This window comes from Cohnella sp. GCM10012308, from assembly GCF_042649185.1.
In the GTDB taxonomy this organism is placed as follows: Bacteria; Bacillota; Bacilli; order Paenibacillales; family Paenibacillaceae; genus Cohnella.
Genome location: NZ_JBHRYU010000038.1, coordinates 73,286 through 88,790, shown reverse-complemented (window position 1 = coordinate 88,790; position 15,505 = coordinate 73,286). Strand labels below are relative to the sequence as shown.

10 protein-coding genes are annotated in these 15,505 nt (G+C 60.6%); 2 read left to right on the top strand and 8 right to left on the bottom strand.

Features of this window, described 5'->3' with window-relative positions; genetic code table 11:
* Positions 1-405: 405 nt before the first annotated feature.
* The 5 genes from ACFOTD_RS29415 to ACFOTD_RS29395 all read right to left on the bottom strand — a co-directional run bounded on the left by ACFOTD_RS29415 (position 406) and on the right by ACFOTD_RS29395 (position 9,455).
* Positions 406-897 (bottom strand): hypothetical protein, encoded by a 492-nt coding sequence (locus ACFOTD_RS29415; protein WP_378123527.1) that lies wholly within the window; start codon positions 895-897, stop codon positions 406-408.
* Between the two features lie 240 nt (positions 898-1,137).
* Positions 1,138-3,306, bottom strand: coding sequence for an alpha-galactosidase (locus tag ACFOTD_RS29410; protein WP_378123526.1), 2,169 nt, complete (start codon positions 3,304-3,306; stop codon positions 1,138-1,140).
* 129 nt (positions 3,307-3,435) lie between these two features.
* Positions 3,436-4,782 (bottom strand): extracellular solute-binding protein, encoded by a 1,347-nt coding sequence (locus tag ACFOTD_RS29405; RefSeq protein ID WP_378123525.1) that lies wholly within the window; start codon positions 4,780-4,782, stop codon positions 3,436-3,438.
* Between the two features lie 1,156 nt (positions 4,783-5,938).
* A complete protein-coding gene (locus ACFOTD_RS29400) occupies positions 5,939-7,627 on the bottom strand; it encodes a response regulator transcription factor (RefSeq protein WP_483862640.1) in 1,689 nt (562 codons plus the stop codon).
* Positions 7,620-9,455 (bottom strand): sensor histidine kinase, encoded by a 1,836-nt coding sequence (locus ACFOTD_RS29395; protein WP_378123524.1) that lies wholly within the window; start codon positions 9,453-9,455, stop codon positions 7,620-7,622. Before ACFOTD_RS29395 ends, ACFOTD_RS29400 begins: the two co-directional genes overlap by 8 nt.
* Before the next feature lie 132 nt (positions 9,456-9,587).
* Here ACFOTD_RS29395 and ACFOTD_RS29390 point away from each other — a divergent pair, with 132 nt between their 5' ends.
* Complete coding sequence (locus tag ACFOTD_RS29390) at positions 9,588-10,475, top strand: carbohydrate ABC transporter permease (RefSeq protein WP_378123523.1); 888 nt, start codon at positions 9,588-9,590, stop codon at positions 10,473-10,475.
* Positions 10,475-11,308 carry a carbohydrate ABC transporter permease gene (locus ACFOTD_RS29385; protein WP_090117166.1) on the top strand — a complete coding sequence of 278 codons (834 nt, stop codon included), beginning with the start codon at positions 10,475-10,477 and terminating at the stop codon, positions 11,306-11,308. The genes ACFOTD_RS29390 and ACFOTD_RS29385 overlap by 1 nt, the downstream gene beginning before the upstream one ends.
* Positions 11,309-11,393: 85 nt before the next feature.
* On the opposite strand, the gene ACFOTD_RS29380 is transcribed toward ACFOTD_RS29385, so the two are convergent.
* Genes ACFOTD_RS29380 through ACFOTD_RS29370 form a run of 3 tightly spaced genes read right to left on the bottom strand, consistent with a single transcriptional unit; the run spans position 11,394 to position 15,407 of the window.
* Complete coding sequence (locus ACFOTD_RS29380; protein ID WP_378123522.1) at positions 11,394-12,905, bottom strand: ABC transporter substrate-binding protein; 1,512 nt, start codon at positions 12,903-12,905, stop codon at positions 11,394-11,396.
* Positions 12,906-12,911: 6 nt separating this feature from the next.
* Entirely contained in the window at positions 12,912-13,673 is a 762-nt protein-coding gene (locus ACFOTD_RS29375; RefSeq protein WP_378123521.1) for a response regulator transcription factor, read from the bottom strand.
* 3 nt (positions 13,674-13,676) lie between these two features.
* Positions 13,677-15,407, bottom strand: a complete 1,731-nt coding sequence (locus ACFOTD_RS29370) for a sensor histidine kinase (protein WP_378123520.1) — start codon at positions 15,405-15,407, stop codon at positions 13,677-13,679.
* Between the last annotated feature and the right edge of the window lie 98 nt (positions 15,408-15,505).

Below are 15,505 nucleotides of genomic sequence, written 5' to 3'. Positions count from 1 at the left end.
TCGGAATCGCCTTTACAAATTTGGTCTACTTGTTCCTTGCTAAATTCCATCTCTTCACAATCCTCGTTTGGGTTTAACTACTAATTCTCGATGGGTATGCTTAAATCCCTTCTAGGTTAGAAAAAAAACAAAAAATCCCCCCGCCGAGGGGGGGAGCTAAGTAGTAACCACATTTGCAGGTATTTCATTTAGTGCCGTCGGTCGGCAAAAAATACATGTACAAATGCAGGTTTTTTGGTCAGAAAAAACATCCCAAGAACGCTGGTCCTCCAAAAGCGCTCTTACTTGTCGCCATTCGCCGCTAATCTTATACTTTCAATAAAAAAAGACCCATGCGACAATACGCATGGATCCGCGATTCATGCGGCCAGAGAGATTATCCGACTCGCCTCCCCGTACCGCTATCTATATATACTGAATGGAGGACTGCGTCCCAAGCGGCAGCAGCTCGTAAAGGTACACGCCTATTAACTCCCGCTCGATCGGGGAGATCGGCAGCGTCGAGCGGATCGTCAGATACACGATGGCGTTCGCCCGGTCGTAGCGTTCGAACGAGATGCGTCCGCCTGCCAGCATGCGGTCCACGACGTCGATGATGTCGTGCAGGTCCGAGCCGCGGTTCATCGCGGCTTCCCTGACATCATCGGGCACCTCGGGTGCGGCCGGCACACGATCTTCCTTTGTCAGTCCGTACGGCTTCACCTTAAAGCAGACGAACGGCGTCAGGTATGCGGCGGCAAACTTCAGCAGGTTCGCCCGATCCTCCTCGCGCAGCTCCAGCTGATCGTCCCAGGCGTAGATCGTCGCCGTCTGCTTGCCGCTGGTATGGATCCTCACGTAACGCAGTTGAGGAAATCGCTCCCGGACGAGCGATTCGGACAACATTCGCGTACTCATCGTGGGCCGCCCCCTTCTCACTCAAAATTACGCTTTTAGAATTTGGCTGCGCTTTCACAAAAAAAAGATCCGTTGCCTCGGCTTCCCTCACACTTCCCGTCGATCGGAACGGAAGATATTCACTATTGTATTCGGTTCGCTCCGCGTTGTATGTTCGCAAGCCTAAAGTTGGGGCGGAGAAAGCGACGCATGTAAAAAAGCCGCCGCCCCGAAGGGCGACGACCTGCTCTGTCTTGCCGATTATCGGCTTAGCTGCAGCTCCACCAGCCTCGCCGTCCGCTCCCGCGGCAGCGTCACGCGCAGCGCGCCGGACTCGCCGTCCCAGGCGACGGCGCTGCCCTCGTGCGCGGCCGGGTACGCGATGCGCGCCTGCAACGGGCCTGCGCCGCCAACCGCATTCGCAGCGCCCGCACTGCTGCTGGCACCGACGGCGCCTCCGCCAGTCTCCGCCGCCAGCCACGGCAGCGGCAGCGCGATCTCGGCCGCTTCGCCGCCGATGCGCCAGACGGCGACATAGGCGCGGCCCTCCGCGCGGATGCCGAAGCAGATCCAGTCGTCCTGCTGCGTCGGCAGGCCGAGCGGCCAGAACGGCAGGCCCGCGGCGATGTCGGCCCGCATCGTCTTGTAGTAGTCGAGCGCCTCCTTGACGAGCGCGCGGCGACGCGGGCTGAGCTCGGCGACGTGTCCGCTCTGGTGAACGCGCAGCAGCATCGCGTTGACCATGTTGAACACGACTTCTTCGTCGTCGCCCTCGCGGAGCGGATAAGACCAGATGGCCGATTGCTCCGGCGTCAGCGCGGAAGGCGAGGCGGCGGCGATCGCCGCGTACTTCACATAGTCCTCCTGGTCGCTCGTGGACTGGATGCTGTGCCTGCTCAGCATGGCGTAGTCCATGCGCATGCCGCCGCTGGAGCAGTTTTCGATGACAAGATCCGGATACCGCGCAAAAATGCCGTCCAGCCAGGCTAGATACGCCCGGTTGTGCTGCAGCAGGCCGTCGCCGAAGCTGTCCGCGTCCGTCTCGGTGCCGATACCCGCATTGATGTTGTAGTCCATCTTGATGTAGCCCACGCCGTAGTCTTCGACGAGACGACGGATGACTTCGTCCGCGTGCGCGACGACGGCCGGATTCCGATAGTCAAGCTGGTAGCGAGAGCGGTCCTTGACGCGTTTGCCGTGGCGCATGAAAAACCAGCTGTCGTCGGCGTCCGCCAGCTTCGGACTATTGATGCCCATCACCTCGAGCTCCAGCCACAGTCCGGGGATCATGCCTTTGCCGCGAATGTAGTCGAGCACGTATTTAATCCCCTCGGGAAACCGCGCCTTCGACGGCAGCCATTCGCCGACCCCGTCCCACCAATCGCCGTCCGCGTACCAGCCTGCGTCGATGCAGAAGTATTCGCTGCCAATGTCGGCGGCTGCGTCGATGAGCGGAAGCAGCTTCTCGGTCGTCGGCTGGCCCCACAGGCAGTTCATATAGTCGTTAAAAATGACGCGCAGCAGCCGGTTGTCGTCGTTCGGCCGCCGGATCGCGCGCCGATATCGGGTCAGCTCGCCGATCGCCGCATCAAAGCCGCCCCGCGTCGCGCCGACCGCCGCCGGCACGGAGACGAACGACTCGCCCGGCGCGAGCTTGAGCCACCATTGATTATCGTGCTCGGTCGGTCCGCTCACGAGCAGCGTCAAATAATCGAACTGGTCGATGATCTCCCAGTGCCAGGAGCCGTTGTGCTCGATCTGCCAGAACAGCTGCGTATTCGTTTCGAAGTTATCCAATACGGCCATCGGGATATGCTCCGCGGCGGCCCAGGATCCGGTATTGCTGCACGAGATGCGCTTCGAGCTGCGGTCCGTCACATGAGACAGTCCCAGCTCCGGCAGCGAGTACGTCCGCCACTGCAGCTCGCTTTGCCAGCCGGTATGCGGAATGGAGACGGACATCTTGTCGTCGCGGTCCAGCGCGCCTTCTTTGTCGAGTCCCGTCAAGGCAAACGTGGATACGTACTCGACGCCCAGCGGCGCCGCCCCTCCGTTGCGCAGCGTCGTCCAGCAGCGGGCGACCGCGATGCCGTCGTAAAACTGAAAGTGCGATACGGCCTCGAGTCCCGTCTCGGGATCCGCGAGCGTCACTTCGAGCTTGCGGCCCGGACCGCTGCGCGCGTCGCTATGCGACCGGTACTGCATGCGCAAGCCCGGATAGGTCGCGCGATGCGTGCGGCCGTGATATTCGGCGCGGTCTTCGCCCGTCAGTTGCAGCTCCAGCAGGCGAAACCCCGGCGCTTGCTTGTCCGACACCGCGCCCGGACTGTACGGCTCGGTCCCGAAGTGCATCAGCCGCGCATCTCCCTCATCCGTCACTACGATATTTAGATGCAGGCCGTTTTCGGCAATTTCGATCGCTTTGCTCATTTACGCGCACGCTCCTAAGATCCATTTTGAATGAATAAGGTCCTAAAACGCGCAAAACCCAGTCCCGGAGGGCTGAGTCTTGCGTGCTTGTATTGGGTTCAGGCGCTGAATATCCTGACGTTCCTTTGATTATTGCGCGGAGCCCAGTTGTACCCACGCTTGCTGGATCTCGGTAATCGCCTGGTCCTTCGTCTTGCTCTTGCCGATATACCCCTGCATGATCTCGCCGAACTTCTGGTGGAACGTGTCGAGCGAGTAGTTGACGGACAGATCGCCGGATTTTTCGGTCTTCAGGAGCTCATCCATCGCCTTCGGCATTTGCAGATCAGGAAGCGGCGCGTCCTTGATCGGCGGAATGACCTTCGCGACGGTGGAAAACCAGCTCTTGCCGTAGTCGGACGTATACAGCCAGTTGAAGAAGTCGGTCGTCTCGCGGGCGACCTTGGAATCCTTGTTGATGCGCAGCGCTTGGTCGGCGCCCGTGATGATGACCGCTTGCTCGGGCTTGTCGCTCACCGGGTAGCCCATGATGCCGATCTGGATGTCCGGCGCGATCTTCTCGATCGCTTCTTCGTCCCATGCGCCCTTGCCGGTCATGATCGCGGCCTTGCCGGCGGCGAAGTCGCTGACTTCGGCGTTGCTGTCGCGCTCAAGCGGCTTGTCTGTACCGTGCGCGACCGTCGTGTCGACGAATTTGAAGAAGTTGTCGGCCAGCACCGGGTGATCCTTGAACGTCGTCTTGCCGGCGATGAAGTCGGCGACCAGCGATTTGGCGTCCGTGCCCGCGTCCAGCGCGGCGGCGTCCACGAAATGTTGGAATACGTGCTTCCACGTCCACCATTCCTTGTAGGCGTTGGCGAACGGCGTGATGCCCTTGGCTTCGAGCTTCGCGATCGCATCGTCGAGCTGAGCGGTCGTCTTCGGCACTTCGGTGATACCCGCTTCTTCAAACAGCTTCTTGTTGTAGATCAGCGTGAAAAGGTTGCCCTTGACCGGCAGGCCCAGCACCTTTCCGTCGGTGGACGTCATGTTGCTGCGCACGGCGTCCGTCATAGCCGCAGCCAGCGGTTCGCCCGTCAGGTCCGCGCTGTATTCGGCGAACGTATCGATGTCTCCGCCTGCCGTCGTCTGGAATACGTCCGGCGTGTTGCCGGATGCGATCCGCGATTTCAGCACCGTGTTGTAGTCGGCCTGCATGATCTCGAGGTTGATCGTGACGTTCGGCTTGACCTTCTTGTATTCGGCGATGTAGGCGTTAAACGCGTCCGTGTACTCCGGCGAAGCCGTGAACATGTTGATGGTGACCGGCTTGTCCGAGGTTCCCGCCGAGGCGCTCGCCGACGAGCCTGCCGAAGCGCTTGCCGATGCCGCCCCGCTCGATGCCGCGTTATTGTTGTCGTTGTTGCCGCCGCACGCAGCCAGCAGACCGGCCATCATGACTGCGCTGACGGATACGCCCGCAATCTTTTTGATCATGTATGTTGCCCCCGATTCGTAAGTGATTTTGCGCTACGATGCTTATATTAAAGAACCGCAGCCGGCAACCCAATGCACTTAAGTAATCTCTTAAGGGTAAAAAAGCGGCCTGGCCGGCGGTTCGCTTTTTTACCCTTCTCCCAAATGCGGGAAGTTATGCGTACCTGTGCCACGCGCTCGCAGGAGGGCGCTGCGGTGGCCGCAGCGGGATCGCGGAAAGACTCGTGGCGGCGGCGGCGCGGCGCGGGTGCTTCGTGCACATTTATTGTGCACGGTGGCGGGTCTCGCGGTGGCGGCGACGCGGCGTGGTTGCTTCGTGCACATTTATTGTGCACGATGGCGGGTCTCGCTGTGGCGGCGACGCGGCGCGGGTGCTTCGTGCACATTTATTGTGCACTATGGCGGGCCTCGCGGTGGCGGCGACGCGGCGTGGTGGCTTCGTGCACATTTATTGTGCACGAGGGCGGACCTCGCGATGACGGCGACGCGGCGCGGGTGCCTCGTGCACATTTATTGTGCACGAGGGCGGGCCTCGCGATGACGGCGACGCGGCGCGGGTGCCTCGTGCACATTTATTGTGCACGAGGGCGGGCCTCGCGGTGGCGGCGACGCGGCGCGGGTGCTTCGTGCACATTTATTGTGCACGAGGGCGGGCCTCGCGGTGGCGACGACGCGGCGCGGGTGCTTCGTGCACATTTATTGTGCACGATGACGGCCTTCGCGGTGGCGGCGACGGGGCGCGATTGATTCGTGCACATTTATTGTGCACGATGACGGCCTTCGCGGTGGCGGCGACGGGGCGCGATTGATTCGTGCACATTTATTGTGCACGATGACGGCCTTCGCGGTGGCGGCGACGGGGCGCGATTGATTCGTGCACATTTATTGTGCACGGTGGCGGGTCTCGCGGTGTCGACGACGCGGCGCGGGTGCTTCGTGCACATTTATTGTGCACGATGGCGGTCCTCGTTATGGCGGCGACGCAGCGCGGGTGCTTCGTGCACATTTATTGTGCACGATGGCTGCCTTCGCGGTGGCTGCGACGCGACGCACCCGATTCGTGCACATTTATTGTGCACGATGGCGGCCCTCGCGATGGCCGTGGTCCCGCGGCTGGCAACTCTCCCCCGCCAACTCGCCCCCGCCAACCCCAATCTTAAGGCGCCTCCGCTCCCTGCGCCCGATACTCCGACGGCGACAGGCCGACGTAGTTGCGGAAGGCCTTGGAGAAGTAGTTTTTATCCTTAAAGCCGAGCATCTCCGAGATCTCCTGGATCTTCAGCTCCGGGCGGTCAAGCAGCGCCTTGGCCTTGTCCATGCGTACCTTCTGCACGTATTCGTGGATGCCGAAGCCGTATTGCTGCTTGAACAGCTTCATCAGGTACTCCCTGCTCAGAAAATAGCGCTCGGTGAACATCGAGATCTTGATGTCCTCGAAGTAGTGCTGCTCGATGTAGCGCTTGATCTCCCCCACGTCGAAGGCGCGCTCGGGCGACAGCGCGGCCCGCGCCAGCTCGGCGTACCGCTCGCAGACGCGGCAGAGCAGCGCCTCGAACGCGTCGAAGCCGGCAAAGTCTGCGGACAGCCCGAGCGCATCCAGCGTGCCCAGTGCGCCGCCCCCGCGTGCACTCGCCGCTTTGGCGTCCCCGCCCGTCTCCGCGTCGGCGTCAGGCGCCGGCAGCTCCAGCTCGAGCGCCAGCTCGCCGAGCAGAAAGAGAAGCTCCTCCAACAGCCGGTCCGCCTGCTTGAAGCTGAACCGCCCCTGCTCCCGCAAGCCGGCCATATACTGCTGCACGACGGACCGCGCCTGCGCGGCGCTGCCCGCCTCGACCGCCGAGCGCAGCTGCGGCATGCGCGGCGCAAAGGAAACCGCCGGCGCGCCCGTCTCCTTGCGCTCGGCAGCAGGCGGCGACGGCTGAAGCTCGTCGCGGCGGAACAGATCGGCGCCGTCCGCCGCTTCTGCCGCGGCGCCGTAAGCATCCGCAAGCCCGCCGACCGCAACTCCGGGTCCGCTTAGCCCCGCCGCCGTGCGGATGCCGAACAGATCGCTCAGCCCCTGCGCGATCTTGCGCGCGAAGTGCGCGGCGCGAAACGCGAGGTCCTCGGGATAGCCGCCCGTCATCGAATGGATGACGATCAGCTCCCGGTCCCGCTTCGGATTCGCCAGCCCGAAGCTTAGAAAGCCCGCCTCGGCGAACTCGCCGACGACGTTGGCCGCCGCATAGTGGAGCAGCGCCGTCTCGCCTTTGAATCGTCCGGCCGCAACCGCGTCCAGATTCAGAAGGCGCAGCACGGTCACGCCGAACCGTGTCCCCGGATCGTCCGCGCCGATGAGCCGCAGGTACGCTTCGCTGCTGCCGGCCCTGAACGTGCGGGCCAGCAGCGACAGGTAAATATTCTCCTTGAGCTTGGGCAGCGACATGTTGAGCGCGATATCGCGGTCGATATGGTCCCGCTTGCTGTCCCGCCGGGCGTCCAGCACGCCTGCCGCCTTGGCGAGCGCCTGGTTGAGATCGCCCCGGTTGACAGGCTTGAGCAGGTAGTCGACCACGCGGGAGCGGATCGCCTGCCGCGTGTAGTCGAAGTCGTTGTAGCCGCTGATGACGATCGTGAACAGGTCGGGATAATCCTGTTCCACGATCTGCAGGAACGCCAGCCCGTCCATGACCGGCATCTTCATGTCCACCAGCACCAGGTCCGGCCGCTCCCGCTCCAGCAGCGCCAGCCCTTCCTGTCCGTCCGCCGCCTCCAGCACCTCGCCAATGCCGTGGCGCGGCCAGTCCCCCAGGATTCGGATCGCCTCGCGGGTCGGCTCCTCGTCGTCGATGATCAACACTTTATACAAGACGTCCGCCTCCTCCAGGGATCTTCATGCGGAGCTCCGTGCCGCCTTCAAGCGCCTCGATCTCGAGCCCCGCCTCCCCGCCGAAGAGCAGCTTCAGGCGCGCGTCCAGATTGCGCAGGCCGATGCTCTCGCCGCTGCGGTCCTCCCACGCCGTCTCGAACGAAGTCCGCACCTCCCGCAAGCGGTCCGGCGCAATGCCCGGCCCGTCGTCGCGCACGGCAATGACGGCGCCTTCCCCTTCCAGGTAAGCCGAGATCAGAATCCTGACGGGCCGCTGCACCTTTTCCACGCCGTGCTTGATCGCGTTTTCCACGAGCGACTGGATCGACAGCTTCGGAATCGACAGCTGGAGCAGCTCCTCCCCGATGTCGTAAGACATGGCGACGCGGCTGCCGAATCGCGCCTTCTGCAGCATCATGTACCTTTCCACGTGCTTCAGCTCCTCATTCAAATAGACGATGTCTTTGCCGCTGATGCAGTAGCGGAGCGTCCCGGCAAGCGCATCGACCATATCCGCCACGTCGTCGTTGCCGCTCTTCAGCGCCTTGGTCGAGATCGCCTGCAGCGCGTTGTACAGAAAATGCGGATTGATCTCGGCTTCCAGCGCCTTCAAGATCGCGCTCTGCTCCGTCAGCTTCATCTTGTACCGCTCGTTGATCAGCTCGTTCGTCCGCCGCGCCATCAGGTTGAAGTGCCTGGACAGATATGCGATCTCGTCGCGTCCGCGCACCTCGGTCACCGTCTCGAAGTCGCCCGCGCCGAAGCGGCTCATCTCCTTGGACAGCCGCTTGAGCGGACGGGTGATCGCATTGGACGTAAGGATGACGAGCCCCACCGCGACGGCCAGGAAGCCTATGCCGATCCAGATGCTGATGCGCCGGGCCTCTACCGCCGTCCGGTAGATCTCGCTGAACGGAATCGGTTTGACGAGCCGCCAGCCTTCCTGCCCGTCTACGTTTTCGACGACGAGATACCGCCCGCTTGGACCCTGCCAGTTGAAGCTTTCTTTGCTCTCCTCGGCATGGAGCAGGCTCACGAAATTGCCGTCGTCGACAGCGGATGCGTAGAATTCCGGGTCGTCCGCATGAAATGGCGTATCGTCCGCGTCAAGCAGCATCGCATGCTCCCCCTCGCTCATCGGAATGTCCGCCATGATCGCGTTTTTGGCCGAATCGTTCACGTAGAAGCTGACCACGGCCCGCGCCTGGCGGTCCTTGAGCGAACGCAGCACCCGGTGATACGCCATGTACACGCCCTCCGGCGCCGTGCCGTAGCCCGTCTCGCGCGACAATACCAGCGACTGGACGCTCCGGTTGTGCGGATCCGCCATCGCCCGCTTGTACCAGGCTTGCCCTGGTATATCGTCGTCCAGCGCCGCGCGCACCGTCACGTTGTATTGTTCGCGGGTCACGTACAAATACTTGTGTTCGTCCGCCAGATACATATAGATGCTCTGCAGATCGGTCCTCGCGTAAAAAAGCGAACGCAAATAATCCTCCAGATAGAGGCGGGAGGCATAATCTTCGCCCTCGCGCTCGATGGCAAGCATCAGCGGGTCATAATCGATCTGCGGCAGCGAGAACTGCTCGAGCTCGCTCATGTACTTGGCGTAGTTCTGATTCACCAGCTTCAGGTTGCTCCGGTTGCTCGCGACGCTGCCGGCGACGGATTCCCGTTCGATAATTTTGTAGGCGATAAAGGACAGGCTCGAGACGATCAGAATGATGATGGAGGTGAACAGCAGGATCAGCTTGTTCACCAGCCTGCGGGAAGGGGCCTCTCGCAGCCGGCGCCCCGTCCGCCGCAGCCATTGCGCGAAAATCTGCATAAGTGCCTCCCGTTCCAGTTCACCTTATTACCCTTAAGTGATTACTTAAATCCATTTAGGACGTATTCGGCGCCGTTTTATAATGCATTATAGCCTAAACCCGTCACACCACAAGAGAAAAGAGGTGCCGCTATGGCCTCGTTTTACCGCAAATGGCGCTCCAAGATGGAGTTCGGCCTATTCACGCTGCCGGTTCTGATCTGCGTGGCCGTCGCCTTTTACATTCCGTTCGTCATGACCGTCCGCTACTCGCTGACCAAGTGGAACGGCATTTCCAAGCATCCGAAGTTCATCGGACTGGACAACTTCAAGCAAATTTTCACCGGCGACGCCAACTTTACGAACGCGGCCTGGTTCACGGTCAAATACGCCGTGCTCTATATCGTGCTCATCAACGTGCTGGCCATCCTGCTGGCGCTCGTCCTCGACGCGAAGCTGAAGTCGAAGACCTGGCTGCGGGCGGCATTCTTTATCCCGTATATCCTCAGCCTCGTCATCGTCGGCTTCATCTGGAAGTTCATTTTCATGCAGGGCTTCGAGTCGCTCGGCAACAGCACGGGCTGGCATATTTTCAAAATGAGCTGGCTCGGGGAGCCGGGACTGGCTTTCGTCTCCGTCCTGTTCGTCTCGATCTGGCAGTCGATCGGCTTCTACCTGGTCATCTACATCGCTGGCCTGCAATCCGTGCCGGGCGATCTGAAGGAAGCCGCCGTCGTGGACGGCGCCGGCCCTGTCCGCCGCTTCTTCAGCGTCACGCTGCCGCTGCTCGCGCCGTCGATCACGATCGCCGTCTTCATGGCGCTGACCAACTCGATCAAGGTGTTCGACGTCATTCTCTCCCTTACCGGCGGCGGCCCCGGCGGGACGACGTACAGCGTCGCCTACGACATTTACCGCGACACTTTCACGAATAACTTGTACGGCTACGGCACCGCCAAGGCGCTCATTCTGTTCGTCGCCGTCCTGATCATCACCGTCATCCAGCTCACCATCTTCAAGCGCAGGGAGGTTGAAGCCTAATGTCCGCTTCGAATAAAGCGACCCGCTGGGCCCTTGAGATCGTCATGATCCTCCTCTCCCTCGTGTTCCTGTACCCGCTCTTCCTGGCGATCTTCAACTCGTTCAAGAGCTTTCAGGAGGTCATGTCGGACGTCATCGCGCTGCCGCATCACTGGACGTTCGCCAACTACTCGTACGTATGGAAGTTCATCAACTACCCGCGCTTGTTCCTGAACAACACGATTATCACCGTGCTGGGCCTCGCGGGCATCGTTCTCGTCTCTTCGATCGCCGCCTACAAGCTGGCGCGCACGAAGTCGAGACTGAGCGGCATCGTCTACTTCATCTGCATCATGCCGATGCTCATCCCGTTCCAGTCGATCATGCTCACCGTGCTCAAGACCGCGCGGTTCCTGCATCTGTCCGACAGCACGTGGGGCCTCGGCCTGCTGTACTGGGGCTTCGGCGCTCCGCTGGCCGTCTTTATCTATCACGGGTTTGTCAAAGGGATACCGAAGGAGCTCGACGAGAGCGCGATGATCGACGGGGCTTCCGGCTTCGGGCTGTTCTTCAGGATCATCTTTCCGCTGCTCAAGTCCGTCACGGCGACGATCGTCATCATCGACGTCATGTGGATCTGGAACGACTTCCTGCTCCCGCTCCTCATGGTCAACGGCTCGCCGACGACCAAGACGCTGACGCTCGCGGCCTACACGTTCGTCGGCCAGTACACGTCTGATTGGCAGTACGCGATGACCGCCATGGTAATGGCCGTCCTGCCGTCGATCGTCGTGTTCATGTTCCTGCAAAAATACATCGTCAAGGGCGTCGTTGCCGGAGCGGTGAAGGGTTAACGAAAACTTGCGCAATCGCAATACGAAGACCGCCGGACGCGTGCCGGCGGTCTTCGCTGTTTTCCTTATCGTTATCGCTGTGCGGCTATCGCTGAACGGCACGCCAGGCATCCAGCTGCCTCTGCACTTCCGCCCGCACTTCGTCCAGTCCCGCCTGCCTGAGCTCCGCGTTGAACTTGGGCAGCACGGCGTCGACGTCCACGCTGCCGGTCAGCAGGCCCGGGTAGTACTTTTCCCACACCGTTCGGATGTTGTCGATCTGGATCGACATGCCGGCCAGATCCGGCGTGAATCCGAACAGCTTGGATTTGACGTACTCGGCGTTGGCCGCCCGGTACTGGTCCCACTTGTCCGGCGGATCCGGGTACTCGCCCCCGATCGTCTTGAGAATAAACCAGTTGCCCTGCGTATACTGCACGCCTTCATAGCCGACCGCCGCGCTCTGAACGCCGCCCTCGCCGGAAGACTTCGGCAGCACTTGCCCGTTCTCGTCGAGCGTGTAGTGCACGCCTTCGATGCCGTAATTAATCAGATTGCGGAGTTCGGGGTCCGTATTGAGCAGATTCAGAAACTTGACGCTCTCGGCCGGATGCGCGGAGTTCGCGTTGACCGCCATAATGCCGCCGCGCACGGATTCCGTCGTGATCAGCGGCCGCGTTACCGGTTGGGCGACGACCTTGTAGCCGCGATCCTTGCTCCAGCTGTTCTCCGCGAGCGGACCGCCCCCTGCCGGCTTCCAGAAGACCAGATCTCCCCGCTTCAGATTCTGGCCCTCCCGCAAGGCCGCGTCCTCATTAATATAGCCTTTGAGATAATAGCTGCGGAGCGTGTCCAGCACATGCCTGGCTTCCTGCGTCTCGAAGATGTTGATCACCGGCGCTTCGGGGTCCAGCGAACGAATCATCAACGGCAGCGGCTTGTCGATCACGTACTCGTAGCCGTCGAGCGCGAAGAAATTCTGGGAATCCTTGTCCAGCTCCATCGGCAGATAGGCGGGCTCCTTTTCCTTGACCATCTGGAGCAGCGGCGCGAGCGACTCCAGCGTATTGTACTTCGAGATATCAATGCCGTACTTGCGGACGAGGGCCTCCGGATACATCCACTGCATCCGGACCGCCAGCTCCTTGTTCGTCGGTACGCCGTAGATTCCCCCGTCTTCCATACGGACGCCCTGCCACAGCACGGGGTCGACCGCGTTGTACATCTCCCGGCCGAGACCGGCCAGATAGTCGTCGAGCTTCAGCCAGGCCCCCCGCTGCACGTAGCTCGAATAATCCGTCGTATAGGCGATGTCGAAGGGCGTGCCCGTCGAGATCAGCGTATTGATCCGATCGCTGTATTCCTGCCAGCCGACTTTGACGTAGGTAATCGTAACGCCGATTTTTCGGGTCGTCACTTCATTGATTTTATCGTTGACCAGCTTCAGGTCGGGGTCCGGATTGCCGATGGTATAGTAAATTAGATTCACGGCGCCGCCGGCGCGAGCCGCCTGATCGCCCGCGGGCGATCGGCTCACGCAGCCGGTAAGCGGCAGCGCGAGCAGCGCCGCCAGCATGGCCGCCTTGAAGATCGGGCTGCGGAATCGTTGGTATCGCATGCCGCACTATTCCTTTCTCCGTAGGTCGGAAGGCGACTTGTGAAAGTACGCGCTAAAATGCGTATAAAAGTAGTTCAAGTTGGCGTATCCGACGGATTGGGCGATCGTCGCTATTTTCTCGTCCGTCGTCTGGATACGTTCCCGCGCCCTGAACATCCGGTAGGCCATGAGATACTCCGAGAATTTCATCTGCGTTTCCTTCAAAAAAAGCTGTCCGAGATACGTCCCGTTCATGCGAAAGCGTTCGGCCACCGTCTTGAGGTTGAGATTGTGCCCGTACTCCGCCTTGACCATCTGCAGAATGCGGTTGGTCAGCTTGGACAGACTGTCGTAACGCACGCCCAGGATAGGGTCCGCGTCGCGGTCGTCCGGCTCCTCCCCCGCAAGCGTGCCGTTCAAGTCCTCGACGATAATCCGCTGTACCAGCGCTTGCAGCTTGACGCGCTCGATGGGCTTGAGCAGATAATCCTTGGCCCCGCATTGAATCGCCTGCATGGCGTATTCGAATTCCTCGTAGCCGCTCATCATAATGTAGGTAGCCGGCAGCCGAATTTCCTTCAGCTTGCGGATGGCGTTATACCCGCGCTCCTTGCCGATGCAGACGTCGAAGATGGCGAGGTCCGGCCCGAATTCCACGGCTTTGGCGATGGCGCCCTCGTAAGTCTCGCTGGTCTCGATCCGTGCGAAGCCGAGCTTCTCCCAGTCCAGCGTTCGCTTGACGCCCTCCAGAATCTGCGGCTCGTCGTCCACGATCAGAAGCTTATACATGCCTTACGCCTCCTTCGCAAAGGTCAAGGTAATTTTGACGCCTGCTTCCTCGTTATTGTCGATTTGCATCGCAAAGCCTTTGCCGTGGAAAAAGTGAAGCCTCGTATGCACGTTTCGCAAGCCGATGCTCTTCGCGGCAGAATCTTCGCTGCGGGACAGATGCCGGCGGATCTCGGCCAACCGCTCCTTGGAGATCGTGGCCCCGTTGTCCACCATCTCCAGCTCGTACGCGTCCGCGCGCTCCGTACCGTTCACGACGAGCAAGTTAAACGCGTTGTCCGGATCGAAGCCGTGGACGAAAAAGTTTTCCGCGAGCGGCTGCATCCAGAACTTCACGGTGGGCAGCGACAGCAGCGCTTCGTCCACGTTCAGCTGGTAAAAAAATCGGTCCGGATATTTAAATTCCATGATTTTCAGGTACTTTTGCAGCAAGGCAAGCTCGCTGCCCAGCGGAATGATATTTTCGTTTTTAACGATCTCGCGGTACAGCGCACCCAGCGTCGCGATCGCCTCGGCCGTATCGTCCGTGCGGCCCGACAGCGCGGAGGAACGGATAATCTCCAGCGTATTATACAAAAAATGCGGATTGATCTGGTTTTGAAGCGCCTTCATTTCTGTCTCCTGCTGCTTCAGCTTCAACAGATATTCCGTCTGAATATGCTTGTTGAGCTGCAGCGTCATATCGTCGAGCTCCGCCGCGATCATGCCGTACTCGTTTTTGCGGTACCGTGCGGGGCTGACGGGCGTGAAGTTGGCGGATTTGACCCGTTCGATCGAATGGATGATCCGCCGCAGGAAGCCTGCGGCCTCGCGCAGATTGTACGCGGTCAGCAGGAGTACGCTGCCCATGGCCGTCCACACCACCAAGAGTACGATAAGCAGAATGCCGGCCTTCTGCCGAATGAGCACGGATAAGTCTATGATACTGACGAATTGATAGTCGAATTCCTTGGACGGATAAGTCACGTAAAACGCGCGGCCGAACTCGCCCAGCCGGATGAAGCCGTGGCTGCCCGGGTTCGCCGCGGCCTTGCGGAACGACGCCTCGTCGGCGCGTCCGCCACTGCCGGCGAGATACACGTCGCCGGCATTGCTGACGGCGGCGGAGGCGACCCGCCGGTTGTTCTGCAGGTCCGTGAACAACGCGTCGCTGCTGACGAGAAAACGAAATTCGCCGAGCTGCCGCGAGATCTGATTGGGGTCGAGCAGCTGCTTGCGGATGACGAAGCCTCTCTGGATCGTCTCCCGGAAGATATCGTCCGTGTTCGGCACGTTAAACTTGAAGCTCGTGCCGCCGCTGCTGCCAAAGCGCACGACATTGCCTTGTTCCGCAGTATGCAGGCTCACCTGGACGATGCGGTTCTGCCCCCCGTTGCCGAGAAAAGCCTTCATGTCCTCCGGAAACGATACGAGCGTCTGGTCGTAACGGCTGTTCTGGAGCCTGACCGTCAGATAACCCTCCGCGCTGTTGCCTAGAAAATAGCGGACGTCGGCCACGAGGCCGCTGTTGGAGTAGACCCGCTGCAGATAGGCATCGATCCGGTCGGAGTCGTTCTGAAGCGCGCTATCCACCCTGGCGTAGGCGTCCGCGGCCTGGCTTTTCGCATTTTCGAGCCATTGCTCCAGCAGGACATAGGTGGCCAGCGCGCTCAAGCCAAGCCCCATGAGCACGGCAAAAACCGCAAAAGCGATGAATTTGCCGCGATAAATTTTGATTTGAAAAAAGGAAAACATGCGGCGCTCCTCTGCATTCGGATTTTTGCCGGTCATCGTTTAACCATAAACCGTAGACTTCGGATAAAGCAATCCTCGATTAGGCTTTTACAAGACCT